The sequence below is a fragment of the Enterobacter sp. WCHEn090032 genome, from assembly GCF_003986875.1.
GTDB classification, from domain to species: domain Bacteria; phylum Pseudomonadota; class Gammaproteobacteria; order Enterobacterales; family Enterobacteriaceae; genus Enterobacter; species Enterobacter sichuanensis.
In genome coordinates this window covers 206657-233656 of sequence record NZ_RXRN01000002.1, presented here as the reverse complement: position 1 = coordinate 233656, position 27000 = coordinate 206657, and the positions used below count along the sequence as shown (strand labels likewise).

Here is a 27000-nt window from a genome sequence, read left to right as displayed (position 1 = left end):
GTCACCATGACGATTACCTGCCCGGATTGCCAGGCACCGCTTGAGCCGCAGAATGGGGTAGCGCACTGCGCGAGCTGTAATAAAGATATTGCGCTCGAAGCCCGCTGCCCGGAGTGTCATCAGCCACTCCAGGTCTTAAAAGCCTGCGGGGCGGTGGACTATTTCTGCCAGAACGGCCACGGTCTTATCTCTAAAAAACGCGTGGAGTTTGTTCGGGCCGAAGGTTAATCACACACGCAGCCTTCGCCTTTCTTCCACAGCTCGACCAGCGACTCGGGCGCTTCCTGCTCCGGCACCAGCACGATGATATCGGTGTAGTGCGCCTGATTTTGCCCGGTCCAGATAATCTGGATGCGGAAATAGCGCTGGTCACCGCTGCCGGGTGACGAGGCCTGTCCCGGCGGCTGGCCGCGCGGAAAGGCCTGCTCAAGGATGCTCACCAGACGCTGGCGCTGGGCCTCGTTGAGGGACGAAAGCGCGATGGTACGCTGGCCGCTCAGCTTAGGAATAAAAGCGACGCCGCCTTCCCGGGCCAGCTCAACCACGGCGTCATCCGTCAGTTCCGGAACCTGCATTTACAGCACTCCCACCTGTTCCCAGGCTTGTTTTATGGCCGCCCCAACATCGCTACCGGAGCGTTTCTCTCCGTGCGCTATCGTCAGTTTTGCGAAGGCCTCAAAATCCGCATCCTGCGCCAGATTACGATCGCAAACTGTGTCGTACCAGGCATAACCCGCTTTTTCCCAGGCGTAGCCGCCGATCGCCGTCGCGGCCAGGTAAAACGCCCGGTTGGGGATGCCGGAGTTCAGGTGCACGCCGCCGTTATCCTCGCGCGTTTTGATGAAATCTTTCATGTGAGCGGGCTGCGGGTCTTTGCCGAGCAGCGGATCGTCGTAGGCGGTACCCGGTTCAGACATCGAGCGCAGCCCTTTGCCGTTGATACCTTTTGCCAGCAGACCTTCGCCAATCAGCCAGTCTGCTTTATCGGCGGTTTGCTTCAGATGGTACTGTTTAACCAGCGAACCAAACACGTCTGACAGCGACTCGTTCAGCGCACCCGACTGTTCAAAATAGATAAGCCCGGCTTCGGTCTCGGTGACGCCGTGGCTCAGCTCGTGCGCCACCACGTCAATGGCGATGGTAAAGCGGTTAAAGATTTCCCCGTCCCCATCGCCAAAGACCATCTGCTGGCCGTTCCAGAAGGCGTTCTGATATTCCCGGCCGTAATGCACGGTGCCGGTTAAAATAAGCCCTTTATTATCGAGCGAATCACGCTGATATTCTTTCCAGAAGAAATCATGGGTGATACCCAGATAATCGTAGGCTTCATCGACCGCCACATCGCCGTTCGAGGGCTGACCTTCATAACGCACCTGCGTACCCGGTAGCTCCTGGGTCTGCTTCGCATCGTAGATATCACGCTCCAGCTGTCCGGCTTTGCTTACGTGCGGCGCGGCAGGTTTGCCGGGCATGTGCGCCATCAGCGTCTGGACATGGGTCAGGGTCTGGCGGGCACAGCGCTGCTGCGGCTCTGAACCGCTTTCGATAATACGACGAAGAATATAGGGGGGAATGACACTGTAAAGATGGGACATGCTGCTCTCCTTAGTTCTGGCAAGGCCGAATAAAAGGGAATAGCAGCAGTATAGTTTCTAACCGGCGAAGAATTATCCGGTTTTTCGCTGACGCGGCTTTTTCGCCGGTTTAATTGATTTGACTTCGCTTTCGACCCAGCCGTCCGACAGGCGGGTGGTCAGCACATCACCGGCGCTCACCTGTTTGGTTTGCTTCAGCACTTTGCCGTCCGTCGCCGTCGTCACGCTGTAGCCGCGCGCCAGCGTGGAGAGGGGGCTGACCGCTTCAAGATGGGTCACCGCATTACCGAAACGTTCGCGGGTGGTGCTCAGACGCGCGCGAACAGTCTCCGCCAGACGATACTCCAGCTGTTGAATCCGCGTTTGCGCACGATAAATTTTTGGCTGCGGGTTCTGCTGATTAAGGCGCTGCGTCACGCGCTGCTGGCGCGAGACCGCACGCTTAAGCTGACTATCCAGCGCGAAGTTCATGCGCTGGCGCAGGCGTTCCAGTACGGTTTGCTGACGCGCCAGACGCAGCTGCGGGTGCTGCTGCTGAAGACGGTGATGAAGCTGGGTAAAGCGACGGGTATGGTTGGCGAGGAAGTAGTCCATCGCCATCTCCAGACGCTGCTGGCCGTTCTGAAGCTGACGCAGCAGCTCCAGCTGGTTGCGGCTCACCACTTCCGCCGCCGCGGATGGCGTAGGCGCACGTAAATCCGCGACAAAATCGGCGATCGTGACGTCGGTTTCGTGGCCGACTGCGCTCACTACAGGGATCTGGCTTGCAAAGATTGCCCGCGCCACGCGCTCGTCGTTAAAGCTCCACAGGTCTTCCAGCGAGCCGCCGCCGCGCCCGACGATTAAGACGTCGCACTCCTGACGGGCGTTCGCCAGTTCAATGGCGCGCACAATCTGGCCCGGCGCATCGTCACCCTGAACGGCGGTTGGGTAGATGATGACAGGCAGGGAAGGGTCGCGACGCTTGAGCACGTGCAAAATATCGTGCAGTGCCGCACCGGTTTTTGAGGTGATAACCCCCACGCAGTGGGCCGGTGAGGGCAGGGGCTTTTTGAACTGCTGGTCGAACAGACCCTCTGCCGTCAGTTTCGCTTTTAGCTGTTCATACTTCTGCTGCAGCAGACCTTCGCCCGCAGGCTGCATGCTCTCGACGATAATCTGATAATCACCGCGCGGTTCATACAGGGTGATATTGGCGCGTACCAGCACCTGCTGGCCGTGCTGAGGACGAAACGTGACGCGGCGGTTGCTGTTGCGGAACATCGCGCAGCGCACCTGGGCGGTATCGTCTTTTAGCGTAAAGTACCAGTGGCCGGAGGAGGGCTGCGTGAAGTTAGAGATTTCACCGCTGATCCAGACCTGCCCCATTTCCTGCTCAAGCAGCAAACGCACCGTCTGATTCAGGCGGCTGACAGTAAAAATTGAGGGGGATTGCGAGGATAACATGTGAGCGGGATCAAATTCTAAATCAGCAAGTTATTCAGTCGATAGTAACCTGCTGAGAGGGGAGTGCAAGGTTTTTTTATAAAAAAGTGTGGATGCAATCGGTTACGCTCTGTATAATGCCACGGCAATATTTAACCACCCAGGTCAGAGATATTGCCCATGCTACGTATCGCTAAAGAAGCACTGACGTTTGACGACGTCCTCCTCGTTCCCGCTCACTCCACCGTTCTGCCGAATACTGCCGATCTCAGCACGCAGTTGACGAAAACCATTCGCCTGAACATTCCTATGCTCTCTGCGGCAATGGACACCGTGACTGAAGCGCGCCTGGCTATTGCCCTGGCACAGGAAGGTGGCATCGGCTTTATTCACAAAAACATGTCTATCGAGCGTCAGGCGGAAGAAGTTCGCCGCGTGAAGAAGCATGAATCCGGTATCGTGTCTGACCCGCAGACCGTTCTGCCGACCACCACCCTGCACGAAGTGAAAGCCCTGACCGAACGTAACGGCTTCGCCGGTTACCCGGTTGTGACCGAAGCGAACGAGCTGGTGGGCATCATCACCGGCCGTGACGTGCGTTTCGTGACTGACCTGAACCAGCCTGTCAGCGTGTACATGACGCCGAAAGAGCGTCTGGTTACCGTACGCGAAGGTGAAGCCCGTGAGGTGGTCTTCGCAAAAATGCACGAAAAACGCGTTGAGAAAGCGCTGGTGGTGGATGCGAACTTCCACCTGCGCGGCATGATCACCGTGAAAGACTTCCAGAAAGCAGAACGTAAACCTAACGCCTGTAAAGACGAGCATGGCCGTTTGCGCGTCGGGGCTGCGGTTGGCGCTGGTGCAGGTAACGAAGAGCGCGTTGACGCGCTGGTTGCCGCAGGCGTTGACGTGCTGCTGATTGACTCCTCGCACGGCCACTCCGAAGGCGTGCTGCAGCGTATTCGTGATACCCGTGCTAAATACCCTGATCTGCAGATCATCGGCGGTAACGTGGCAACGGGCGCAGGCGCTCGCGCGCTGGCTGACGCTGGCTGCAGCGCGGTGAAAGTCGGTATCGGTCCTGGTTCTATCTGTACCACCCGTATCGTGACCGGCGTGGGCGTTCCACAGATCACCGCCGTGTCTGACGCGGTAGAAGCGCTGGAAGGCACCGGTATTCCGGTAATCGCTGATGGCGGTATCCGCTTCTCTGGCGACATCGCGAAAGCCATCGCCGCGGGTGCTTCCGCCGTGATGGTGGGCTCCATGCTGGCCGGTACCGAAGAATCCCCGGGCGAAATCGAACTCTACCAGGGCCGTTCTTACAAATCTTACCGCGGTATGGGCTCCCTGGGCGCAATGTCCAAAGGATCCTCTGACCGTTACTTCCAGACCGATAACGCCGCAGACAAACTGGTGCCGGAAGGTATCGAAGGTCGCGTAGCGTATAAAGGCCGTCTGAAAGAGATCATTCACCAGCAGATGGGCGGCCTGCGCTCCTGTATGGGCCTGACCGGCTGTGGTACCATTGACGAGCTGCGTACTAAAGCGGAATTCGTACGCATCAGCGGTGCGGGTATCCAGGAGAGCCACGTTCACGACGTGACGATCACCAAAGAGTCCCCGAACTACCGTCTGGGCTCCTGATAAGTTTCCGCGCCCGGCTTCTGCCGGGCGCTCTGTTTTTGTTTCACTTGCCTCGGAATTAGCGTCAATGACGGAAAACATTCATAAACATCGCATTCTCATCCTGGACTTCGGTTCGCAGTACACTCAGCTGGTGGCGCGTCGCGTACGTGAACTGGGCGTTTACTGTGAACTGTGGGCGTGGGATGTCACGGAAGCACAGATTCGCGAATTCAATCCAAGCGGCATCATCCTGTCCGGCGGCCCGGAAAGCACCACCGAAGAGAACAGCCCGCGCGCGCCGCAGTACGTGTTCGAAGCTGGCGTACCGGTGTTCGGCGTCTGCTACGGCATGCAGACCATGGCAATGCAGCTGGGCGGCCACGTAGAAGGTTCTAACGAGCGTGAGTTCGGCTATGCGCAGGTAGAAGTGGTAACCGACAGCGCGCTGGTGCGCGGTATCGAAGACTCCCTGACCGCAGACGGCAAGCCGCTGCTGGACGTCTGGATGAGCCACGGCGACAAAGTCACCGCCATCCCGTCTGACTTCGTGACCGTTGCCAGCACCGAAAGCTGCCCGTTCGCCATCATGGCAAACGAAGAAAAACGCTTCTACGGCGTGCAGTTCCACCCGGAAGTGACCCACACCCGTCAGGGTATGCGCATGCTGGAGCGCTTCGTGCGTGACATCTGCCAGTGTGAAGCCCTGTGGACCCCGGCTAAAATCATCGACGACGCCGTTGAGCGTATCCGCCAGCAGGTTGGCGATGACAAAGTGATCCTCGGCCTCTCCGGCGGCGTGGACTCCTCCGTGACCGCGATGCTGCTGCACCGCGCCATCGGCAAAAACCTGACCTGCGTTTTCGTGGACAACGGCCTGCTGCGTCTGAACGAAGCTAAGCAGGTGATGGACATGTTCGGCGACCACTTTGGTCTGAACATCGTTCATGTGGAAGGCGAGCAGCGCTTCCTGGACGCGCTGAAAGGCGAGAACGATCCGGAAGCCAAGCGTAAGATCATCGGCCGCGTCTTCGTGGAAGTGTTCGACGAAGAAGCGCTGAAGCTGGACGACGTGAAGTGGCTGGCGCAGGGTACCATCTACCCTGACGTGATCGAATCTGCCGCATCCGCCACCGGTAAAGCACACGTCATCAAATCTCACCACAACGTGGGCGGCCTGCCGAAAGAGATGAAGATGGGGCTGGTTGAGCCGCTGCGCGAGCTGTTCAAAGACGAAGTGCGTAAGATCGGTCTGGAACTGGGTCTGCCGTACGACATGCTCTACCGTCACCCGTTCCCGGGCCCGGGTCTTGGCGTGCGCGTGCTGGGCGAAGTAAAGAAAGAGTACTGCGACCTGCTGCGTCGCGCGGACGCGATCTTCATTGAAGAGCTGCACAAAGCTGACCTGTACAACAAAGTGAGCCAGGCGTTCACCGTGTTCCTGCCGGTTCGCTCCGTTGGCGTAATGGGCGACGGCCGCAAGTACGACTGGGTTGTTTCCCTGCGTGCGGTGGAAACCATCGACTTCATGACCGCGCACTGGGCGCACCTGCCGTACGACTTCCTGGGACGCGTGTCTAACCGCATCATCAACGAAGTGAACGGTATTTCCCGCGTGGTGTATGACATCAGCGGTAAGCCACCGGCTACGATTGAGTGGGAATGATCTCCCAACCGGAAACGTCTGGTACTAACAGGTTCTAAATTATCTCTAAGCCCGCGGATTGCGGGCTTTTTTTTGGGGCATGGCTGGCAACACCATGTCAGGTTAGTGCCAGGAGCGGGCACAATGTAAGGCTATCCATTAAATCCTTATTCGATGCGTTCCACATTTGGATAACGATCGGTTGCGGCTTCATGGAAAATGTCACCCAGCCAGCCGGCAATCTCGCCTTCAGTCATATCGTCTGGAATAGCGATGTCATAGAGTCGAGAGAACTTTCTCTCCGTCAGGTCAGCACGAAATACCAGCCACCGATCATGCTTACGTTGAACGCCAATATGCCGTCCAAAAACGTTATATATCAGCATATGCAATCTCCGATCATGCTAATGAGTTCCTGTATCTATGATACATGTCAGATCAGGCCAGAGCGTAAATCGTACAAATATGAAAGGTCAGCGTTCGCATCTCGCTTACAGTGGACATCATGCTTCTGTATCTGCTCTGTGCCAGAAGCGGAAGTTTGTCAGATTGTTTGAATTTTTAAAAATGACTTTATGGCAGGAGATGATTTAACCCACTAGAACTTGTTGTATTATAATATTATCATTGACAGTTGTGATTACTTTAAGCTATGTATTAGCTTGCAAATGATAATTATGCAAAGAACCCTAAATATAGAAAAGATAGAGCTGAAATGATCAAAGGGCTTCTGCTTCTAATTGACGGAACCTCCTGCTGCATCAGCTTTTAACCGGGCGCGGAGTAATATTGTGGAATTAGTGAATTTTTCAGTAACAAATTTTAGAAGTATAACGAAAGCGCATAAAGTATCAATCTCTGACACTACAGTATTAATTGGTAGGAATAATGAAGGTAAGTCTAATTTATTAAGGGCGCTTGATGTTGCAATGAGTTCTCTGCAACGCCATGCTATCGAACATCGCTATGGAAGACTTGGTGTAAGAAGTTTATCTCGTAGAGATGAAAAAACTTTTTATTGGGAACGTGATTTCCCTATTAACTTACAATCCAGAAAATCTGGAACCCAAACAATTATTAGGTTAGAGTTTTTGTTAAATGATGATGAGGTAACTGAGTTCAAGAACGAAATCAAGTCAAATGTAAACGGCACGCTTCCAATAATTATCAAAATTGGCAAGGATAGCATTCCAGGCATAGAAGTATCCAAGAAAGGCAAAGGCTCTAAAACTCTAAATTCCAAATCAGGGCAGATAGCAAATTTCATTGCTAATAAAATAATATTTAACTATATACCTGCCGTACGTACTGATCAAGAAGCTATAGATGTTGTAGGTAGAATGTTATCTCAAAGATTAAGAGTGCTTGAGGATGATTCAACGTATTTAACGGCACTTAAAACAATAAAAGATTTGCAGCAACCAATTCTCGATTCCTTGAGTGAACGTATCAAAGAACCTTTGGAGAAATTTTTACCTGGTATAAACTCTGTAAGTATAGAGATTCCTGACGATACCAGACGAAATTCATTACGCCGAGATTTTGAGATCATTGTTGATGATGGTACCCCAACGAGCTTAGCATTTAAGGGGGATGGGGTAAAAAGTTTAGCTGCACTTGGCTTATTAAAGGATCGTGTGAGAACAGATGGAGCATCAATAATTGCTATTGAAGAACCCGAATCACATCTCCACCCAGCAGCCATCCATCAACTTCTAAAAGTAATAAAATCATTAGGAGAGGAAAATCAAGTAATCTTGTCGACGCACAATCCTTTATTCGTCGATAGGCAAGATATTAAATCAAACATAATAATAGATAAAGGTGCTGCAACACCTGCAAAAAGCATAAAGCAAATCCGTGATCTTCTTGGTATAAAGGCATCTGATAATTTGACTAATGCTAATTTTGTTCTGGTTGTTGAAGGTGAAGATGATGCGATTGCTCTTACCGCATTGTTTAAAGTTTTAAGTAATAAACTCAGGCAAATGATTGAAAATCACATGTTGATAGTCGAGCCTATAGGTGGGGCCGGCAATTTAACATATAAGCTTAGCCTTTTAAAAAACTCGCTGTGTGTCTATCACACGTTTTTAGATAACGATGATGCGGGTAGGAATGCTTATGCCTCTGCTGAACAAGAAACTCTTCTTGATATCAAGTCAAATACTTTTGTTAATTGCAATGGTTCAAGAAATTCTGAGTTCGAAGACTGTTTAGATCCACTTTTGTACAAAGAAAAAATCAAGGAAGAGTATGGGGTTAATTTGGATTGTAAAGAATTCAGAGGAAGTGATAAATGGAGTGATAGAGTTAGAAAAGCATTCTTAGCTCAAGGTAAGCAATGGACCAGTAGTGTAGAAGCAAAAGTGAAATATACAGTGGCAAATTGTGTAAAGAAGAGCCCCGAGAATGCCCTCAGCCAACATAAACGTAATTCTGTAGATGCTTTAGTGGTAAGTTTGGAACAAATGATTGGAGGCAAGTAAAGCATAATTTAGAGGCGGTTATTTTGTTGCTCAAAACATTTGGTTGCGCGGCTTTAAAATCCGCTTCTCGCTCACAGCGGACCTTTAGCTCAGTTAGCATGTCCGCTTAGTACCAGGAGCAGACGCAGCAGTATATTCCACTTTCAGCTCGAATCGGACTGAGGTAACGTAGCAGAAATATTTATCCGGACTTAACCAAGATGCCTTCCATCGAAACGTTTATCACTTTTCTTTTCGCGCTGACGCTTCTGGAGATTTCTCCGGGGCCAGACATGATGCTAACTATCGCCAGAGGCGTCGGTCAGGGAAGACGTATTGCACTGTTTACGGTACTGGGTAATGTATTTGTAGCTGGTTTTGTGCAAGTTTCTTTTCTTGTCCTGGGGCTGGTAGCCGTTGTTCATGCCTGGCCGGTTGCACTAGATCTGTTAAGGTGGGCTGGTGCGGCTTATCTGATGTGGCTGGGCATAAAAATGATTGCGACTTCAGGCACAGATACGCGGCTGCGAAAAACAGCCAAAATTTCTGACTGGAGTGCCGTTAAGGAAGGCGCCCTGAACAGCCTGACTAACCCAAAATCCCTGCTGTTCATGTTTGCTTTTCTTCCTCAGTTTGTCGATCCTGCCGCGGGTCCTGTCTGGCTGCAATTGCTTGTTCTGGGTAGTATCCAGAAGCTGGCAGGAATTATTTCCCTGGGGTCAGTCGCGATGGCATCAGGGACATTTGGAAATTGGCTAAGTAAACACCAAGGCTTTATCAAATGGCAGGAACGATTTACAGGTGTTGTCATGATAGGCCTCGGTATCCGCATGTTGTTTAGCGGGTCTGGTGTCGTATCGAAATCTTCCAGTTAAGTTTTACAAGGGTAAACCCAGTGTCCGCTCTTCGCTTAGAGTGGGCCTTCAACTCAGTGGGTATGTCCGCTCCGTGCCAGAAGCGGACATTGCTTACATCATTGTAAGTTTGTTTATGAAAAAATCACAGCGACCAAATGCCAAAAAAACACGAAATCAGTGATTTGTTAATTACTTAGCTCATGCTATATAAGTTCACAAGCTTACTATAAAGGAGTATTATCATTCTAAATTATGCAAGAGGTTTTAGGGCCTGGAGACATGAGTCAAGTATCACTTAGTGTTAAAAATGTTGTCTAATTATAACTTCGAATTTTTTGATGATTATAATTTCATTATTTGAATAGAGCAAACGGTTATTAATTGATAGTTACATATTGTCGATAAGTTTAAATAAAGAGTGCATAACATGAGTAAAGACTGGCAAATATTAAAGAAATCCCTTTCCTATCCATTCGATGCGATAAGAAAAAACAAAAGAGAGTTTTTTATTTGGATCGTTTTTACAGTTGTTTGTGGGCAAATGGGGATTATTGCAAATATAATCATAAGATATTATTCACATTCAATACCACTAGATCAATCTATTTACATAGAAGGTTCGTCAGGGAGTTTTTACACATTTTCCATTGCATTAATAGCCTCTGCTCTTGGGCCTATGTTTGTAACTTTTTTTAGTTCAAAACTTGAATTTAAAACAATAAAAATCATATCGATAATATTATTGATAATTTTATTGCAATTATCAGGAATAATATACGCAGCCACGCAATCAAAGGATTTAATCCTCCCAAATTCTAATGATTTAACATTCGGTCTAACTCAACCTATAATTTATGTTATTTCTATAGTATTAGTAGGCTATACATTTGGCGTATTAAAACTTAACGCTACTGCACATACAGATATAGATGATGAAAGTTATATAGAAAAAGAAGATGCAACAGTTATAGATCAGACAATGGCAACCAATGAAGTAACTGATGATGGTAAAGGAGTTATGATATGAAGTTGAAATATATTGAAGTTAATCAACCAATCGGTACTTTCTATTTAACATCAATAAGAGCCATTGACTTGCTCGATATAGTTAGAGTTGATCGTCGCAGAGATTTCGAGTTTGGTGTGCAAAGGGATATTTCATCATCTAGAGTTTCAGAAATCGCAAAGTACACTAGTGAGCCAGATGCGACTTTTCCAACGCCGATCATAATTTCCGTCGATAATTCATCCAATTTAAAAATGGATGATACCTATTTTTACTTTGAGTCTGAAGTGGTTATAGGTGATGTTATCGATGGTCAGCACAGATTATGGGGAATTAAAAATTCCTCTAATGCTAAACTTTTTGATCTACCTGTTGTTTTAATGTTTGATCTTACTGATGAAGAAAAAGCCTATGTTTTCTCAATTATTAATAGTAAACAAACTCGTGTAAACCCATCAATTGTATATGATTTATTTTCGCTTGCAGAACGCAGGAGTCCTCAGAAAACATGCCACGAAATCGCGAGAGGAATAAACAGTAATCCTGATTCCCCTTTTTATAAAAAGCTAAAAATGCTTGGAAAAAAGGAAATAAACCAAGATAATGCATCATTATCACAAAGCACTTTCATTAAATATCTTATCCAACATATTTCAAAAAAACCTGATGATGATGCAAGAATGTTAAAAATGGATCTGCCATTAACACCAAATGATCAGTGTATATTCCGCGATTATTTTATCGAAGAGAATGATGCTGTAATTCAAAAAATAATATTGAATTTTTTTAATGCTATTAGCGATGTCTATCCAGTTGAGTGGAATACACCAAGGGAATATTATTTAAGTAAACTCACAGGATATGCAGCATTAATGAAAGCCTTCCCTGTAATATATTTAAAGGGCATTAAAGAAAAAACATTGAATTATGACTTTATGCTGAGTGAAGTAAGTAAAATAAAAAGAAATCTTGCAGCACGAGGTATTAATTTTAAAGCGGGTGAATTTGGCACTAATGAATCTGAAATAAATAAGCTTGCGAAGCTTATCATTGATTCATGTAGTTAAGCAAGTTACGTGGGCTGGGGAGGTTTTTTTCTCCCCCGAACTGTTATTCTTGAATGCAAATCAAAAACTGTCAAAGTTTGTAATTTATTGAAATTAATAAAATATTTCAATAAAAGAGAGTTAGCTTATGATACATCAGATTAGTTGTGCTGTACGATAGAAAATGAGAGAACTCAAGTTCGCATTATGAATAGTTTTTGAGCTGAAAACATCGCTAAGACCATGAAAAGTATTGGAGAAGCAGATTTTAATGTCCGCTTCTCGCTCAGAGCGAACCTAACCCGCCCCACAAGCCGACTCCCTTTAGAGCATAGTCGTTCACGCCTTTAAATCGCATGACTCACCGGGATAGGGCCCTTACAATTGCCACCGAGCCGAACTTGCGACAACTGTTAGGTCACCAAAAAGCTAAACGGGGCCTTTCCTGCTGAAATTCAGAACCATTCAGGATATTACACCCCTTATGAATGCTTCCACCGCGCCCGGTGCAAAGCCGACTCTCATTAACCAACGGAGATTATCATCTTGAACAAGTCAATACTCGCATGCTCTGTGGCCGCGCTGCTGGCCGTGTCCGCCATGTCCGCCCAAGCCAGGACCCCCGCCAGGCTCAAGTCGCCAGTCTCGGGCGTGCTCTGCGATCGATATGTATGCGCCAATGACAAGGGATTATCCCGCGCGTTGACAGAGACCTATCTCGGTAAGAAGGCTGCTGCAAACGAAGTGTTCACGTCGAGTGATGTCGATCTGACCGAGTTCACCTTTGCCAACGGCATTTTCTGCGATGTGAAGGAACGACTGTGCCGAGAAGATCGCTATTATGGCGCGAACGGACAGCGCTCCGGGGTTGTATCTAAAAAGTACACAAAGCTGCTTTTTGGCGAATAATGGTGATGAAAAGAGAGCACAGCCAGAGACTGCGTTAAAGGGATATAAGTTATATTTTGTAGTGCATATTATGAATGATGGTGTGATTAACAAAATTAAATTTTATATTAAGGTTTAAATTGCGAAATATTATTCCATTGCTACCCTTTGGCTGAACGTAACAGTGAAGTGGTCTGGTTACGTGAATTCCCATTCACTACCATGAGCGAATAAAGGAATGAAAAACCGCATAATGATTGTCGGCGGCGGCACGGGAGGGACGATTGTTGCCAACCTGCTGGCCAGGAAATTACGGCGTGAAATTGCCAGCGGTCAGGTAGAGTTAATGCTGATTTCCGAATCGCCGGTGCATTACTACAAGCCCGCATTTATGTATGTCGCGTTTAACCTCTTTCACCACCATGAACTGGCACGGCCTGAACGGCAGTTACTGAGTCCGGAAATCCGCTTCATTACCGATAAGATTGAAGCTTTCGATTTTAAACAGCGTCGGCTCTACGGTGCCAGTAAGCAACATTACGACTGGGACCTGCTGGTTATCGCAACCGGCTGTACGCCTTTCCCCCAAAAAATCCCTGGCCTTGCCGAAGCGGGCGACCATTTTTATCAATATGCGGCGGCAAGACAGCTAGCGCATAAGCTCTCCACCATTAAAAAGGGGCGAATATTTATTACCGTCTCTTTCCCGGAAACGCCGAATGTGCCCCACCAGTGCGGCATTGCCCCCATTGAAACCACACTGATGGTTGATGACTATTTGCGTCAGCGTGGCGTACGTAATCAGGTTGAGATTGTTTATACCTATCCGACCGTCGCGCAATTGCTGAGAAACTGTCTGTTCCTGCAGCGTCCGGTGGGGGAGGCGCTGGGCGATATTTTTGCTGCCAAAGGAATACAGCATCAGCGCGGTTTTACCTTAAGCCATGTCGATCCTGACAGCAAAATTGCCTATTCCGCCGAGGGTGATTCACAGAACTTCGATATCCTGATGGCCACGCCGCCCATCAGGGCAGTAGAAGCGGTGCGTAACACCGGGCTCAGTGAGGTTCAGAACGGTGAAGGCTGGTTGCCGACGGATCACCAGACGCTGGGCGTCTACGGTTTAGAAGGGGTGTATGTGATCGGCGATACCGTTGACCTGCCGATCAGTAAAGCCGGCGGATCGTGCCACAACCAGGCGCCCATCATCGCGGATAACATTGTGGCGGAGCTGTATGGCAGACCGCCCGGAAGCGGTAACCATTACGATGGACGGGTCCAGGCCGTTGCGCAGATGGGGCTCTGGGCCGGCATGCCGCTGGTATATGACTATCGCAATGACGTTACCCCCATGCCGGCGACAAAACTCGGTGGCATGCTGCGAAACGGCTTTAACCGCGGACTGTATTGGGGTGTCGTGAGGGGGATGTTCTGATGAGTGACCAGGAACAGTTACTAAAAAGCCTTGCCCCGCTGATGGCAGGCAATCGTCTGAATAATCTGGTTGATCTGCTCGCCGTCGTTGCAGACCTGCTGGAAATGACCGATAACGCGATGGTCGAAAAACTGGCTGGCGTTTTTGAAGATGTGGTCACCGTCGGCTGGGAAGGCGGAACCGCGCTGCGCATGGCGTGGGGGGAGCAAATAAACCGCGAAGGGGATATCTCGCTTCGACAGGTGCTCTCCATGCTCAACGATCCTGATACCCGCCGCGGCATCATGCTTTTGCTGCGTGTGTTACAGATTACGGGGCAACGTCTGAATTCCCTCTCTTCCGTCAGTTATTCGGATTGCCCCGAGATAAGGAGCTGTTAATGTCTGGCTGATGCTTTTCAGGCGGTCGGGTATCGGCTATGCCTTACCCGGCCCACCAGACTGCACTGGGGCTATTTCTCCCCACTCCCCAACCGATACGCCAGCGCCACCACCAGCGACTGCACCAGACACAGCGTCGCCGACTGAGATCGAAACGCGTCCACCTGCGCCTCTTTCACCACAAAGCAGAGATCGCTGAACGTCGCCAGGGGGCTTATCTGGCTGTCCGTGATCACAATCTGCCGCGCGCCGACGCTGGCGGCGGTTTCGCTGACCATCACCGTCTCTTCCGCGTACGGCGAGAAGCTGATCGACACCACAATGTCGCGCGCCTTAATGCGGCTGATCTGCTCGCGCAGCATCCCGCCCATGCCGTCGAGCAGAATCGGGCGGCATTCGAGGTGACTCAGGGCGTAGGTCAGATACGCGGCGACGCTAAAGGAGCGGCGCAGACCGGCGATGTAGATGGTGTCGGCCTCGGCCAGCAGCTGTACCGCGCGCTCCAGCATCTCCGGCTCGGCGCGGGCGGCCAGCTGCTGCAGCGCCTGCGCGTTTGAACGGGCGAACTCCTGCAGGATATCGAGCGGCGTTTCCGGCACAGCCTCGCTCTCCATCTCGCGGAACAGCCGGGCGCGGTCGCTGTAGCTGGCGGTCTCTTCCACCAGGTTCATGCGAAACAGCTGTTTCATTTCGTTGAAGCCGGTGAAGTCAAAGGCATTGGCAAAGCGGATCAGCGTCGACGGCGGCACATCGGCGCGCTCAGCAATGACCGCAACCGTGTCAAACGCCACGCTGTTGGTGTTATCCAGCACATAGCGGGAGACCTGCTGCAGCCTCTTGCTCAGGCTATCGTAGCGATCGCGGATTTGCTGCTGCAGTTCGTTCAGGCTGGTTGCTGTCGTCATGTTATCCCCCAAATACAGTCTTATGATTCTAAACGCAAAACCGCGTCTTTTAAATGTCGGCCATCCATCTGGCAGCAAAAATGAAACAGAAGCTTCAGTCATTTCCTCGCCCGAAATCCCTTAATAGCGCACGCGGCGTCAGTGATGCTGGCTGTTAACATAAAAATCCATCCTTGATCACAATAATCATCATTTATTTTATTTCAACTTAAAATGGAATATTTGTTTCATATATAGTGTTCAGTACACAGTGTTCAGGTCAAGTCACGTATCAACAGCGAGAGGTTAAGGATGGAGACGGTAGCGAATTTTATTCACGGCGAATGTGTCACCGGTTCAGGCCAGCGCGTTCAGGCGATCTTCAACCCGGCCACCGGCGAGCAGATCCGCCAGGTGGTGATGAGTACGGCACAGGAAACGGAGCAGGCGATTGCCGCCGCGCAGCAGGCGTTTCCTGCGTGGGCGCGCCATGCTCCGCTTAAGCGCGCGCGCGTGATGTTCCGCTTCAAGGTGCTGCTGGAAGAGAATATGGAGCGCCTGGCCCGCCTCATCAGCGAAGAGCACGGCAAGGTCTTCTCCGATGCGGTGGGCGAACTGACCCGCGGCCTGGAAGTGGTGGAATTTGCCTGCGGCATTCCGCATCTGCAAAAGGGTGAACACTCGGCGAACGTCGGTACCGGCGTTGACAGCCACTCGCTGATGCAGCCGCTCGGCGTCTGCGCCGGGATCACGCCGTTTAACTTCCCGGCGATGGTGCCGATGTGGATGTTCCCGATTGCCCTGGCGACCGGCAACACCTTCGTGCTGAAGCCGTCGGAAAAAGACCCTTCGCTGGCGCTGGCACTGGCGCAGCTGCTGAAAGAGGCCGGCCTGCCGGACGGCGTGTTCAACGTGGTGCAGGGTGACAAGGAGTCCGTCGACGTGCTCCTGACCGACCCGCGGGTGCAGGCGGTGAGCTTTGTCGGCTCCACGCCGATTGCCGAATACATTTACCAGACAGCGTCTGCCCACGGGAAGCGCTGTCAGGCGCTGGGCGGGGCGAAAAACCACTGCATTTTAATGCCGGATGCCGACATGGAGATGGCGACCAACGCCATTATGGGCGCGGCCTACGGCGCCGCGGGGGAACGCTGCATGGCGCTCTCGGTGGTGCTGGCGGTGGGGGATAACACCGCCGATGACCTCTGCGCCCGGCTGGAAAAACAGATTGCCGCGCTGCGCGTTGGGCCAGGACTGGACCAGACGCCGGAGAACGAAATGGGGCCACTCATCTCCTCCGCGCACCGCAGCAAGGTGCTGGGCTATATCGACAGCGGGGAAGCGCAGGGGGCGACGCTTCGCGTGGACGGTCGCGGCTTTAGCGTGCAGGGCCACGAGCAGGGCTATTTTGTCGGGCCGACGCTGTTCGATAACGTCACCCCGGAGATGACCATCTATAAAGAAGAGATTTTTGGTCCGGTGCTTTCTGTGGTGCGCGTAGCAGATTACGCCAGCGCGGTGGATCTGATTAACCGCCATGAATATGGTAATGGCTCGGCGATCTTCACCCGTGACGGCGGCTGCGCACGCCGCTTCTGCGAAGAGGTGCAGGCGGGTATGGTGGGCGTCAACGTGCCGATCCCGGTGCCGATGGCATTCCACAGCTTCGGCGGCTGGAAGCGCTCGATTTTTGGCGCACTCAACGTTCACGGCAACGACGGCGTGCGTTTCTACACCCGAATGAAAACCATCACCGCGCGCTGGCCGGAAATGCAGCAGGAGACCGGCGCGGCGTTCTCCATGCCGACGCTGGGCTGAAAGGAGGTGTTATGCAAACCGAACGAATGACCATGGCCCAGGCGCTGGTCAGATTCCTTAACCAACAGTACGTCAGCGTTGACGGCAACGAAACGCCCTTCGTGGAGGGCGTCGCCACCATCTTTGGACACGGCAACGTGCTCGGTATCGGCCAGGCGCTGGAGCAGGATCCGGGCCATCTGCAGGTGATGCAGGGCTGCAACGAGCAGGGCATCGCCCACATGGCGACGGGATTCGCCAGACAGCACCGTCGTCAGCGCATTTTCGCCGTCACCTCCTCCGTCGGGCCGGGGGCCGCCAATATGATCACCGCCGCGGCGACCGCTACGGCAAACCGCATTCCGCTGTTGCTGCTGCCAGGAGACATCTACGCCAGCCGCCAGCCGGACCCGGTGCTGCAGCAGATTGAGCAGTATCACGATCTCAGCATTAGCACTAACGACTGCTTCCGTCCGGTCTCTCGCTACTGGGACCGTATCAACCGCCCGGAGCAGTTAATGAGCGCGATGCTAAACGCGATGCGAACGCTTACTGACCCGGCAGATACCGGTGCGGTGACAATTTGCCTGCCGCAGGACGTGCAGGGGGAAGCCTGGGATTACCCGCTGAGCTTCTTTGCGCGTCGCGTGCATCACATCGAGCGTCGTCCGCCGGACCCGCAGCGTCTGGCGCAGGCGCGGGCGCTGATCGCCCGTAAACGTCGGCCGCTGGTGGTGTGCGGCGGCGGCGTGCGCTATTCCGGCGCGCATGAGGCGTTTCGCGAATTTGTCGAGACGCTGCAGCTGCCGTTTGCTGAAACCCAGGCCGGAAAGGGGGCGCTGGTAAGTGACCACCCACTTAATCTGGGCGGGGTGGGCGTGACGGGCGGAATGGCGGCCAACCAGCTCGCGCCGCAGGCCGACCTGGTGATCGGCATCGGCACGCGCCTGACCGACTTTACCACCGGCTCCAAGGCGCTCTTTTGCCATCCGGACGTGGAATTTTTGCTGCTGAACGTGGCCGAGTTTGACGCCCTGAAGCTGGACGCCACCGCGCTGATTGCCGATGCCCAAACCGGGCTGCAGGCCTTAACCCACGCGCTCGGGGAGTACCGCAGCGGCTGGGGAGAGGCGATCGTTCAGGCGAAATCCACCTGGCGCGACGAGTGCCGCCGCCTGTGGGATCGCCAGTGGCGTCCTGACGACGCGCCCGAAGTGGCAGGGCATCTGGATGCGCAACTGGCGGAGTACGGCGAGACGCTCAACACCCGCCTGACCCAGACGCGGGTGCTGGGGCTCATCAACCAGCATGTGGAAGATAACGCCATCGTGGTGGGGGCGGCCGGATCGCTGCCGGGAGATTTACAGCGCCTCTGGCAGGTCAAAACGCCGGACACCTACCATCTGGAGTACGGCTACTCCTGCATGGGCTACGAGATTGCGGCAGCCATTGGCGCGAAGCTCGCCCGACCCGGACAGCCGGTGTACGCCATGGTGGGGGATGGCTCCTACATGATGCTGCACTCCGAGCTGCAAACCGCGGTGCAGGAGGGCATTAAGATCACCGTTCTGCTGTTTGATAACGCCAGCTTCGGCTGCATCAACAACCTGCAGATGGGGCACGGCATGGGCAGCTTTGGCACGGAAAACCGCCATCGCAATCCGGAAACCGGGCAGCTTGACGGGCCGCTGGTGAAGGTCGATTTTGCGCAAAACGCGGAAAGCTACGGCTGCCGCGCGTGGCGGGTGAACGATGAGCAAAGCCTGCTGGCGGCGCTGGAGGCGTCCCGCGCGCATCCTGGCCCCACGCTGCTGGACATCAAGGTGCTGCCAAAGACCATGACCCACGATTACGCCTCCTGGTGGCGCACCGGTGATGCGCAGGTGGCGGCGTCACCAGCGGTGCGCGAAGCCGCGGAGCAAACGCAGGCGCAGGTGAAAAAAGCCCGTCAGTATTAAGTTTTTCCATCGTAACGAAATTTTCATTTCATTTCCCCTCACCCTAACCCTCTCCCCAAAGGGGAGAGGGGAGGGTTCGGTGCGGCCTTTTCTCCCTCGCCCGCCTGGGGAGAGGGGAAGGCTCGGGGCTGTCTTTTCTCCCTCGCCCCTTTGGGGAGAGGGCCGGGGTGAGGGGAAGATGTCCTCCCTTCCATGTTGTGAGATTGATAACAGAATTTATCTCATTCATCTCAAAAGTGTTAACCCACGCTCAAAAACATAATTTTCACTATTTATAAAAATGAAATAAATGTTTTATTTATAGGGTCGTTAGTTCACAGCATTCACCAACACCGGGAGCCGTTATGTTTAACATTGCTTTACTGGGCGCTGGCCGAATTGGCCAGGTACATGCAGCTAACATCGCCAGCCACAGCGCGACCACGCTCTGGTCCGTGGTTGACCCGAATCAGGAATTTGCCACCCGTCTCGCCACGCAGTATCAGGCCCGCCAGCAGAGCCTGACTGAGGCGATGACCGACCCTAACGTTCATGCCGTGCTGATCGCCTCTGCCACCGACACCCACGCGGACCTGATTGAAATGGCCGCCCGCCACGGCAAGGCCATCTTCTGTGAAAAGCCGGTACACCTCGACCTTGCCCGCGTGCGCGACTGCCTGAAGGTGGTCAAGGAGTATGACGTGCCGCTGTTCATCGGCTTTAACCGCCGCTTTGACCCGCAGTTCCGCCGCGTGAAAACCGAGGCTCAGGCCGGGCGCATCGGCAAGCCGGAATCACTGCTCATTATCTCCCGCGATCCGTCTCCGCCGCCTGCGGAGTACGTACGCGTCTCCGGCGGCATGTTCCGCGATATGACCATCCACGACTTTGACATGGCGCGCTTCATCTTGGGCGAAGAGCCGGTGTCGGTGTATGCCCAGGGCAGCAACCTGGTGGATCCGGCGATTGGCGAGGCGGGAGATATCGATACCGCGTTTATCGTTCTGAAATACGCCTCCGGCGCGATGGCGACTATCGTCAACAGCCGCCGCTCCTCGTATGGCTATGACCAGCGCCTGGAGCTGCATGGCTCCGAAGGGCTGCTGTGCGCGGGCAACATTCTGGAAAACCAGGTGCAGCACTACGGCAAACAGGGCTGCACCAGCGCGCTGCCCGAACACTTCTTCCTGCAGCGCTACAAATCCGCTTACGCCGCGGAATGGGAACATTTTGTCGCGGTCCTGCGCGGCGAAGCGGTACCTGACTGCAGCGGCGATGATGGTGAACGTGCGCTGTACCTCGCGGATAAAGCGCTGGAATCGCTGCGAAGCCAGCGCGAGATCGTCCTCTAAACACAACCACCCTACACAGAGAGACATAATAATGAAAAAACTGATCGTAGCCGCCCTCATCGCCATGACATCCGGGGCCGCCTTCGCCGAAAACGAGCAAATTGTTTTCAGTACCCCAAACCTGGCCATGCCGTTTGAAGTTCACATGCAGCGCACGGCGGTGAAAGCCGCAAAAGAGATGGGCGTGAAGCTTCAGGTGCTGGACGGCCAGGGCAGCTCGCCAAAACAGGTGGCTGACCTGGAAAACGCCATTACCCGCGGGGCGCAGGGCTTTATCGTCTCCCCGAACGACGTCAACGCGGTCTCAAGCGCGGTGGATGAAATTCAGGATGCGAAGCTGCCGGTCGTCACCCTTGACCGCTCCGTCGACAGCCAGAAAAAAGTGCCGCACTTCGGCGCCAACAACTACAAGGGTGGCCAGGCGATTGGCGATTTTGTGAAAACCAAATTCCCCGACGGCGCGGAGATCATTCTGCTGACCGGTCAGCCGGGCTCTTCCTCCAACATTGAACGCACCAAAGGGATCCGCGACAGCCTGAAGGCGGGCGGGGATAAGTACAAGATCGTCGCCGATCAGACCGGCAACTGGATGCGTTCAGAAGGGATGCGCATCGTTGAAAGCGTCCTGCCTTCACTGCCGAAACGCCCGCAGGTGATCCTCTCCGCCAATGACGATATGGCGCTGGGGGCGATCGAAGCCCTGCAGAGCCAGGGCGTGAAGCCGGGTGAAATTCTGGTCACCGGCTTTGACGCGGTGCCGGAAGCGCTGGCCCGCGTGCGCGACGGCTGGCTGGCGGTAACGGCGGATCAGCGTCCGGGCTTTGCGGTGCAGACGGCGATGAGCCAGCTGGTGGCCAACGTGCGTGAGAAGAAAGCCATCACCGGGGCTGACTACCCACCGACGCTGATCACCAAAGAGAACCTGCAGCAGGCTGAGCGGATCGGTGAGGCCGGTAACTAATATGTCCCGAGCCGCCTCTGGCGGCTCATCATGAGGAGGAGCAGACCGATGTCGCAACCCTTACTGAAAGTGACCGACCTGGCAAAAAGCTTTTCCGGCGTCTGGGCGCTGAGCAGCGCCCAGCTGACCGTCGGCAGCGGAGAAATTCACGCCCTGCTGGGGGAAAACGGGGCGGGAAAATCGACGCTGCTAAAAGCGCTTGCGGGCGCGCAGCCGCAAACCCGCGGGGAAATCTGGTTTAACGGCGAAACGTTGCCGGTGGATGACTCCCCGGTGGAGCGCCAGAACAAGGGCATTATCACTATCTATCAGGAATTCAACCTGCTGCCCAATATGACCGTCGCGGAAAACATGTTTCTCGGGCGCGAGCCGCGCAAGCGTAACCTGATCGTCGACGAAAAGGCGGTGAACCAGGAGGCGCAGGTCATTCTCGATTACCTGCAGCTGAACGTCGCCCCGACCACGCCCGTCGCCCGTCTGAGCGTGGCGCAGCAGCAGATGGTGGAGATCGCCCGGGCGCTGACCCTCAACGCCCGTTTAATCATTATGGACGAACCGTCCGCCGCGCTGAGCGACAGCGAGGTGGAAAGCCTGCACCGCGTGGTGCGGGAGCTTAAAACCCGTGGCGTGAGCATTATCTATGTCACCCACCGTCTGCACGAAGTGTTCCAGCTTTGCGATCGCTTCACCGTTTTCCAGGACGGCCGCTTCACCGGCACCGGCGCGGTGGCCGAGACCAACGTCGAACAGCTAATCCGCCTGATGGTCGGGCGCGATGTGGCCTTTAACCGTCGTCCCGCCAGCGAAACCCACCATGAGGACAAACCCGTTCGCCTGGCGGTGAAGGGGCTGAGCCGTGAGAAGCCGCCGCTGGATCCGCACGGCATCGCCCTGCATGACATCAGCTTCCACGTCCACGCCGGGGAGGTGTTAGGCATTGCCGGGCTGGTGGGCGCCGGGCGCACCGAAGTGGCGCGCTGCCTGTTTGGCGCAGACGCGTTTACCTCGGGCAGCTTTGAGCTGGACGGCGTGCCGTACCAGCCGCGCGACCCGCTGTATGCCCTCGAACAGGGCGTGGCGCTGGTACCGGAAGACCGTAAAAAAGAGGGGGCGGTGCTGGGGCTGTCGATTCGCGACAACCTGTCGCTCTCCTGCCTCTCCTCGCTGCTGCACTGGCGCTGGTTCGTGAACACCCCCAAAGAGGACGATCTGATTGAGTCCTACCGCCAGGCGCTGCAGATCAAAATGGTCAACAGCGCGCAGGAGGTGCGCAAGCTCTCCGGCGGTAACCAGCAAAAAGTGATCCTCGCGCGCTGCATGGCGCTCAACCCGCGGGTGCTGATCGTTGATGAGCCGACGCGCGGCATCGACGTGGGAACCAAATCAGAAGTGCACCAGGTGCTGTTTGACATGGCGAAAAAGGGCGTGGCGGTGATCGTGATCTCCTCCGATCTGCCTGAAGTGATGGCGGTTTCCGACCGGATTATCACCCTGAGTGAAGGCCGGGTCACCGGCGAGATCCACGGCGATGAGGCCAACGAAGAGCGGCTGATGACGATGATGGCCATCAACCACAACGCCCTGAACGCGGCATAACGGAGTAACTCATGACGCAGATGATTTCTAAAACGCAGGTCCCGGTTAAACGTGCCGGGCGCATCGATCCCATCGCCTTCTTCGAGCGCTTTGGGGTGCTGATTTTCATGATCCTGCTGCTGATCTTCTTCCAGTCGCAGAACAGCAATTTTTTCTCTGAACGCAATATTTTCAACATTCTGACCGAAGTCTCCATCTACGGGATCATGGCCGTGGGGATGACCTTCGTCATCCTCACCGCCGGGATCGACCTCTCCGTCGGCTCCATTCTGGCAGTGTGCGCCATGACCGCGGCGTACGTAATTAAGGGCGACAACTTCACCACCGTTGACCCGAATGCCTGGGGCGGCATGAGCTGGCTGATTGGGCTGGGGATCTGCCTGGCGATGGGCACGGCGATTGGCTTCCTGCACGGTCTGGGCGTCACCCGCCTGCGCCTGCCGCCGTTCATCGTCACCCTCGGCGGGATGACCATCTGGCGCGGCCTGACGCTGGTAATTAACGACGGCGCGCCGATCGCCGGTTTCGATCAGGGCTACCGCTGGTGGGGACGCGGGGAGCTGCTCGGCATCTCCATTCCAATCTGGATTTTTGCCATCGTCGCCGTCGGCGGCTATCTGGCGCTGCATAAAACCCGCTGGGGCCGCTTCGTCTACGCCATTGGCGGCAACCCGGAGGCAGCGCGCCTGGCGGGGGTGAACGTCAGGCGCGTGCTGGTCAGCGTCTACGTGCTGATTGGCTGTCTGGCGGGGCTGGCGGGCTTCATCCTCAGCGCGCGTCTGGGGAGCGCCGAGGCGGTGGCCGGGATCTCCTTCGAGCTGCGCGTCATCGCCTCGGTGGTGATTGGTGGCACCTCGCTGATGGGCGGCTACGGGCGCATCGGCGGCACCATTATCGGCTCCATCATTATGGGCATTCTGATTAACGGCCTGGTGTTGATGAACGTCTCGGCCTACTACCAGCAGATTATCACCGGATTAATTATTGTTCTGGCGGTGGCGTTTGACACCTACGCCAAGAGCCGTCGCGGCGCACTGTGAGGATCACGATGAAAGAGGTTCGTATTGGATTGATTGGCACCGGGTATATCGGCAAGGCGCATGCCATCGCCTATGCCCAGGCCCCGACGGTGTTCAACCTGCGCGGCAGGCTGGTGCGCGAGATGGTGGCGGAAGTCACGCCGGAGCTGGCGGCAGCGCGCGCCCAGGCGTTTGGCTTCAACCGCTCAACCGGAGACTGGCGGGCACTGGTGGCCGACCCGGCCATTGACGTGGTGGATATTTGTTCCCCCAACCACCTGCATAAAGAGATGGCGCTGGAGGCGATCCGCCACGGCAAGCACGTCTACTCGGAGAAGCCGCTGGCGCTCAACGCCCACGATGCGCGCGAGATGGTCGACGCCGCGAAGCGGGCAGGGGTGAAAACGCTGGTGGGGTTCAACTACATGAAAAACCCGACGGCGCAGTTGGCGAAAGAGATTATCGCCCGCGGCGAGATTGGTGAAGTGATCCACTTCTACGGTACCCACAACGAAGACTATATGGCCGACCCGCTTTCGCCGATCCACTGGCACTGCTTCAAAGAGACCGCCGGGCTGGGGGCGCTGGGCGACCTCGCGGCGCATATCGTCAACATGGCCCAGTACCTGGTAGGGGAGATTGAGCAGGTTTGCGGTGATTTAAAAATCGTGGTTCCGGCGCGTCCGGCAAAGGCCGGTTCGTCGGAGATGATCGCCGTCGAAAATGAGGATCAGGCCCACGCGATGGTGCGCTTCGCGGGCGGGGCACAGGGCGTTATTGAGACCTCCCGCGTCGCCTGCGGGCGCAAGATGGGGCTGTCGTATGTGATCACCGGGACGAAAGGTGCCATCAGTTTCACCCAGGAGCGCATGGCGGAGCTGAAGCTCTATCTGCATGACGATCCGGTGAACCGTCAGGGGTTCCGTACCCTGCTCGTCGGCCCCGCTCACCCGGACTATGGCGCGTTCTGCATGGGCGCGGGCCACGGGATTGGCTTTAACGATCAAAAAACGGTGGAGGTGCGCGACCTGGTAGACGGGATAGCCGCCGACGCGCCGATGTGGCCGGACTTCGAAGAGGGCTGGAAGGTGTCGCGCGTGCTGGACGCGATTGCGCTCTCACACCTGCAGGGCCGCTGGCTGAACGTGAACGACATTGTCTGATGAGGTATCAACGTGGAAAAGCAGTTTGATGTGATATGCATGGGCCGCGTGGCGGTAGACCTCTACAGCCAGCAGATTGGTGCCCGTCTGGAGGATGTCTCGAGCTTCGCCAAATACCTCGGCGGCTCGTCCGGCAACGTGGCGTACGGCACCGCACGTCAGGGCCTGCGCTCGTCGATGCTGGCGCGCGTCGGCGATGAACATATGGGCCGCTTCCTGCGGGAAGAGTTAAACCAGGTGGGCTGCGATACCAGCCATCTCATTACCGACAAAGAACGCCTTACGGCGCTGGTGTTACTCGGCATTAAAGACCGGGACACCTTTCCTCTGATTTTTTATCGCGATAACTGCGCGGATATGGCCATTACGGCCAGCGATGTGGACGAAAGCTACATTGCCTCCGCACGGTGTCTTGCCATCACCGGGACTCACCTTTCTCACCCGCAGACCCGCGAGGCGGTGCTGACGGCGCTGGGCTATGCCCGCCGTCACGGCGTACGCACGGTGCTGGACATCGACTACCGTCCGGTGCTGTGGGGGCTGACCTCCTTAGGCGACGGCGAAACGCGCTTTATCGCCGCCGATAAGGTCACCCGTGAGCTGCAGGAGGTACTGCACCTCTTCGACGTCATCGTCGGCACCGAAGAGGAGTTTCACATTGCCGGCGGCAGTACGGATACCCTTCAGGCGCTGGAGCAGGTGCGTGCCGTGAGTCAGGCAACGCTGGTCTGCAAGCGCGGCGCGCTGGGGTGTTCGGTCTATACCGGCGCCATTCCGCCCCGTCTGGACGACGGCCTGACGGTGACCGGCGTGCGCGTGGAGGTGCTGAACGTCCTCGGCGCGGGAGATGCGTTTATGTCCGGCCTGCTGCGCGGCTACCTGAATGACGAGGGCTGGGAGCAGGCGTGCCGCTACGCCAACGCCTGCGGCGCGCTGGTGGTGTCGCGCCACGGCTGCGCCCCGGCGATGCCGAGCAAAATCGAGCTGGATGATTATCTCTCGCGCGCCGCAAGGGTGCCCCGCCCGGATCTCGACCCGCGTCTTAACCATCTCCACCGGGTCACCACCCGCCGTCGGGAATGGCCGGAGCTGTGTGTAATGGCCTTCGACCACCGCAGCCAGCTGGAGGACATGGCGCTGCAGTGCGGCGCGTCGATCGGGCGCATTCCGGCGCTGAAGCAGTTGATCCTGCAGGCCAGCCGCGAGGCGGCAAGCCGCGCCGGGCTGGAGGGCAAAGCCGGTCTGCTGTGCGACGGCACCTTTGGTCAGGACGCGCTGAACGCCATTACCGGTGAAGGGTGGTGGATTGGTCGCCCCATTGAGCTGCCGGGCTCGCGTCCGCTGGAGATGGAGCACGGCAACATCGGCACCCAGCTTATCAGCTGGCCGCAGGAGCACGTGGTGAAATGCCTGGTCTTCTTCCATCCTGAAGACGCCCACGGCCTGCGCCTGGAGCAGGAACAGAAAATCGCCGAGGTGTACCACGCCTGCTGCCAGTCCGGGCATGAGCTGCTGCTGGAGGTGATCCTTCCGGCCAGCATGCCGCGCAGCGATGAACTCTACCTGCGCGCCATCTCCCGCTTCTACAACCTCGGCATTTACCCGGACTGGTGGAAGCTGCCGCCGCTCTCAGCCGGGGGCTGGACGGCGCTGAGCGAGATTATTGCGCGCCGGGACCCGCACTGCCGCGGGGTGGTGATCCTCGGGCTGGATGCCCCGGCAGAACAGCTGCGCGCTGACTTCAAAGCCGCAGCGGGACAGGCGCTGGTGAAAGGGTTTGCCGTGGGACGCACGCTGTTTGGCGATGCCTCCCGCGCGTGGCTGAAACACGATATTGACGATGCGCAGCTGGTGGCGCGCATCCGGGACAACTACCTGCAGCTTATCGCCTGGTGGCGCGAGCGCGGACACGCATAATGG

General features: G+C 55.1%; 23 protein-coding genes. 18 read left to right on the top strand and 5 right to left on the bottom strand.

The genetic code is table 11. From position 1 onward, the window contains the following. Nucleotides 1-6 precede the first annotated feature (6 nt). The gene (locus EKN83_RS02615) at nucleotides 7-228 is read left to right on the top strand and encodes a zinc ribbon domain-containing protein (RefSeq protein WP_045284583.1); all 222 of its coding nucleotides are present in this window, start codon (nucleotides 7-9) and stop codon (nucleotides 226-228) included. On the opposite strand, the gene EKN83_RS02610 is transcribed toward EKN83_RS02615, so the two are convergent. The 3 genes from EKN83_RS02610 to xseA form a co-directional block, all read right to left on the bottom strand. Then, the gene (locus EKN83_RS02610; protein WP_025757698.1) at nucleotides 225-575 is read right to left on the bottom strand and encodes a protealysin inhibitor emfourin; all 351 of its coding nucleotides are present in this window, start codon (nucleotides 573-575) and stop codon (nucleotides 225-227) included. The two genes, EKN83_RS02615 and EKN83_RS02610, sit on opposite strands and share 4 nt — an antisense overlap. Next, the gene (locus tag EKN83_RS02605; RefSeq protein WP_025757699.1) at nucleotides 576-1595 is read right to left on the bottom strand and encodes a M4 family metallopeptidase; all 1020 of its coding nucleotides are present in this window, start codon (nucleotides 1593-1595) and stop codon (nucleotides 576-578) included. Nucleotides 1596-1667: 72 nt separating this feature from the next. After that, a complete protein-coding gene (xseA, locus tag EKN83_RS02600; RefSeq protein ID WP_126800281.1) occupies nucleotides 1668-3041 on the bottom strand; it encodes an exodeoxyribonuclease VII large subunit in 1374 nt (457 codons plus the stop codon). A 159-nt stretch (nucleotides 3042-3200) separates the two neighbouring features. Between xseA and guaB the strand changes: the two genes are divergently transcribed. Continuing rightward, entirely contained in the window at nucleotides 3201-4667 is a 1467-nt protein-coding gene (gene guaB, locus EKN83_RS02595) for an IMP dehydrogenase (protein ID WP_126800280.1), read from the top strand. A gap of 67 nt (nucleotides 4668-4734) precedes the next feature. Then, nucleotides 4735-6312 carry a glutamine-hydrolyzing GMP synthase gene (gene guaA, locus EKN83_RS02590; protein ID WP_023294284.1) on the top strand — a complete coding sequence of 526 codons (1578 nt, stop codon included), beginning with the start codon at nucleotides 4735-4737 and terminating at the stop codon, nucleotides 6310-6312. 146 nt (nucleotides 6313-6458) lie between these two features. On the opposite strand, the gene EKN83_RS02585 is transcribed toward guaA, so the two are convergent. Beyond that, nucleotides 6459-6677 (bottom strand): hypothetical protein, encoded by a 219-nt coding sequence (locus EKN83_RS02585; protein WP_126800279.1) that lies wholly within the window; start codon nucleotides 6675-6677, stop codon nucleotides 6459-6461. A gap of 405 nt (nucleotides 6678-7082) precedes the next feature. Here EKN83_RS02585 and EKN83_RS02580 point away from each other — a divergent pair, with 405 nt between their 5' ends. From EKN83_RS02580 to EKN83_RS02550, 7 genes are all read left to right on the top strand, one after another. Continuing rightward, entirely contained in the window at nucleotides 7083-8780 is a 1698-nt protein-coding gene (locus tag EKN83_RS02580; RefSeq protein WP_185857651.1) for an ATP-dependent endonuclease, read from the top strand. A 200-nt stretch (nucleotides 8781-8980) separates the two neighbouring features. After that, nucleotides 8981-9634: a LysE family translocator gene (locus EKN83_RS02575; protein WP_126800277.1), complete on the top strand. Its 654-nt coding sequence runs from the start codon at nucleotides 8981-8983 to the stop codon at nucleotides 9632-9634. A gap of 409 nt (nucleotides 9635-10043) precedes the next feature. Next, entirely contained in the window at nucleotides 10044-10643 is a 600-nt protein-coding gene (locus EKN83_RS02570; protein WP_080189430.1) for a hypothetical protein, read from the top strand. After that, on the top strand, nucleotides 10640-11689 hold the full coding sequence (locus EKN83_RS02565; protein ID WP_126800276.1) for a DGQHR domain-containing protein: 1050 nt from the start codon (nucleotides 10640-10642) through the stop codon (nucleotides 11687-11689). The genes EKN83_RS02570 and EKN83_RS02565 overlap by 4 nt, the downstream gene beginning before the upstream one ends. 552 nt (nucleotides 11690-12241) lie before the next feature. After that, on the top strand, nucleotides 12242-12577 hold the full coding sequence (locus tag EKN83_RS02560) for a YcgJ family protein (RefSeq protein WP_260591097.1): 336 nt from the start codon (nucleotides 12242-12244) through the stop codon (nucleotides 12575-12577). Nucleotides 12578-12794: 217 nt separating this feature from the next. After that, on the top strand, nucleotides 12795-13991 hold the full coding sequence (locus EKN83_RS02555; RefSeq protein WP_126800275.1) for an NAD(P)/FAD-dependent oxidoreductase: 1197 nt from the start codon (nucleotides 12795-12797) through the stop codon (nucleotides 13989-13991). Further along, complete coding sequence (locus EKN83_RS02550) at nucleotides 13991-14371, top strand: DUF1641 domain-containing protein (protein WP_126800274.1); 381 nt, start codon at nucleotides 13991-13993, stop codon at nucleotides 14369-14371. The genes EKN83_RS02555 and EKN83_RS02550 overlap by 1 nt, the downstream gene beginning before the upstream one ends. 71 nt (nucleotides 14372-14442) lie before the next feature. Here the strand turns inward: EKN83_RS02550 and EKN83_RS02545 are convergent, their stop codons facing one another. Further along, complete coding sequence (locus EKN83_RS02545; protein WP_045284578.1) at nucleotides 14443-15276, bottom strand: MurR/RpiR family transcriptional regulator; 834 nt, start codon at nucleotides 15274-15276, stop codon at nucleotides 14443-14445. A 291-nt stretch (nucleotides 15277-15567) separates the two neighbouring features. On the opposite strand from EKN83_RS02545, the gene EKN83_RS02540 reads away from it, so the two are divergent. The 8 genes from EKN83_RS02540 to iolC all read left to right on the top strand — a co-directional run bounded on the left by EKN83_RS02540 (nucleotide 15568) and on the right by iolC (nucleotide 26997). Then, entirely contained in the window at nucleotides 15568-17073 is a 1506-nt protein-coding gene (locus tag EKN83_RS02540; protein WP_126800273.1) for a CoA-acylating methylmalonate-semialdehyde dehydrogenase, read from the top strand. An 11-nt stretch (nucleotides 17074-17084) separates the two neighbouring features. Next, entirely contained in the window at nucleotides 17085-19010 is a 1926-nt protein-coding gene (gene iolD / locus EKN83_RS02535; protein WP_126800272.1) for a 3D-(3,5/4)-trihydroxycyclohexane-1,2-dione acylhydrolase (decyclizing), read from the top strand. A gap of 344 nt (nucleotides 19011-19354) precedes the next feature. Continuing rightward, on the top strand, nucleotides 19355-20341 hold the full coding sequence (gene iolG, locus EKN83_RS02530) for an inositol 2-dehydrogenase (protein WP_126800271.1): 987 nt from the start codon (nucleotides 19355-19357) through the stop codon (nucleotides 20339-20341). 31 nt (nucleotides 20342-20372) lie between these two features. After that, nucleotides 20373-21302 (top strand): sugar ABC transporter substrate-binding protein, encoded by a 930-nt coding sequence (locus tag EKN83_RS02525; RefSeq protein WP_025758918.1) that lies wholly within the window; start codon nucleotides 20373-20375, stop codon nucleotides 21300-21302. 48 nt (nucleotides 21303-21350) lie between these two features. Then, nucleotides 21351-22898 carry a sugar ABC transporter ATP-binding protein gene (locus EKN83_RS02520; protein ID WP_126800270.1) on the top strand — a complete coding sequence of 516 codons (1548 nt, stop codon included), beginning with the start codon at nucleotides 21351-21353 and terminating at the stop codon, nucleotides 22896-22898. 11 nt (nucleotides 22899-22909) lie between these two features. After that, a complete protein-coding gene (locus EKN83_RS02515) occupies nucleotides 22910-23938 on the top strand; it encodes an ABC transporter permease (RefSeq protein WP_025758920.1) in 1029 nt (342 codons plus the stop codon). 8 nt (nucleotides 23939-23946) lie between these two features. Further along, on the top strand, nucleotides 23947-25080 hold the full coding sequence (locus EKN83_RS02510; RefSeq protein ID WP_045284573.1) for a Gfo/Idh/MocA family protein: 1134 nt from the start codon (nucleotides 23947-23949) through the stop codon (nucleotides 25078-25080). 12 nt (nucleotides 25081-25092) lie between these two features. Further along, nucleotides 25093-26997, top strand: a complete 1905-nt coding sequence (gene iolC, locus EKN83_RS02505; protein ID WP_126800269.1) for a bifunctional 5-dehydro-2-deoxygluconokinase/5-dehydro-2-deoxyphosphogluconate aldolase — start codon at nucleotides 25093-25095, stop codon at nucleotides 26995-26997. Nucleotides 26998-27000 lie beyond the last annotated feature (3 nt).

Bases quoted from the DNA above. Each gene is read 5' to 3' on its own strand.
- EKN83_RS02615 (WP_045284583.1), top strand. From the start codon at position 7: ATGACGATTACCTGCCCGGATTGCCAGGCACCGCTTGAGCCGCAGAAT.
- EKN83_RS02610 (WP_025757698.1), bottom strand. From the start codon at position 575: ATGCAGGTTCCGGAACTGACGGATGACGCCGTGGTTGAGCTGGCCCGG.
- EKN83_RS02605 (WP_025757699.1), bottom strand. From the start codon at position 1,595: ATGTCCCATCTTTACAGTGTCATTCCCCCCTATATTCTTCGTCGTATT.
- xseA (WP_126800281.1), bottom strand. From the start codon at position 3,041: ATGTTATCCTCGCAATCCCCCTCAATTTTTACTGTCAGCCGCCTGAAT.
- guaB (WP_126800280.1), top strand. From the start codon at position 3,201: ATGCTACGTATCGCTAAAGAAGCACTGACGTTTGACGACGTCCTCCTC.
- guaA (WP_023294284.1), top strand. From the start codon at position 4,735: ATGACGGAAAACATTCATAAACATCGCATTCTCATCCTGGACTTCGGT.
- EKN83_RS02585 (WP_126800279.1), bottom strand. From the start codon at position 6,677: ATGCTGATATATAACGTTTTTGGACGGCATATTGGCGTTCAACGTAAG.
- EKN83_RS02575 (WP_126800277.1), top strand. From the start codon at position 8,981: ATGCCTTCCATCGAAACGTTTATCACTTTTCTTTTCGCGCTGACGCTT.
- EKN83_RS02570 (WP_080189430.1), top strand. From the start codon at position 10,044: ATGAGTAAAGACTGGCAAATATTAAAGAAATCCCTTTCCTATCCATTC.
- EKN83_RS02565 (WP_126800276.1), top strand. From the start codon at position 10,640: ATGAAGTTGAAATATATTGAAGTTAATCAACCAATCGGTACTTTCTAT.
- EKN83_RS02555 (WP_126800275.1), top strand. From the start codon at position 12,795: ATGAAAAACCGCATAATGATTGTCGGCGGCGGCACGGGAGGGACGATT.
- EKN83_RS02550 (WP_126800274.1), top strand. From the start codon at position 13,991: ATGAGTGACCAGGAACAGTTACTAAAAAGCCTTGCCCCGCTGATGGCA.
- EKN83_RS02545 (WP_045284578.1), bottom strand. From the start codon at position 15,276: ATGACGACAGCAACCAGCCTGAACGAACTGCAGCAGCAAATCCGCGAT.
- EKN83_RS02540 (WP_126800273.1), top strand. From the start codon at position 15,568: ATGGAGACGGTAGCGAATTTTATTCACGGCGAATGTGTCACCGGTTCA.
- iolD (WP_126800272.1), top strand. From the start codon at position 17,085: ATGCAAACCGAACGAATGACCATGGCCCAGGCGCTGGTCAGATTCCTT.
- iolG (WP_126800271.1), top strand. From the start codon at position 19,355: ATGTTTAACATTGCTTTACTGGGCGCTGGCCGAATTGGCCAGGTACAT.
- EKN83_RS02525 (WP_025758918.1), top strand. From the start codon at position 20,373: ATGAAAAAACTGATCGTAGCCGCCCTCATCGCCATGACATCCGGGGCC.
- EKN83_RS02520 (WP_126800270.1), top strand. From the start codon at position 21,351: ATGTCGCAACCCTTACTGAAAGTGACCGACCTGGCAAAAAGCTTTTCC.
- EKN83_RS02515 (WP_025758920.1), top strand. From the start codon at position 22,910: ATGACGCAGATGATTTCTAAAACGCAGGTCCCGGTTAAACGTGCCGGG.
- EKN83_RS02510 (WP_045284573.1), top strand. From the start codon at position 23,947: ATGAAAGAGGTTCGTATTGGATTGATTGGCACCGGGTATATCGGCAAG.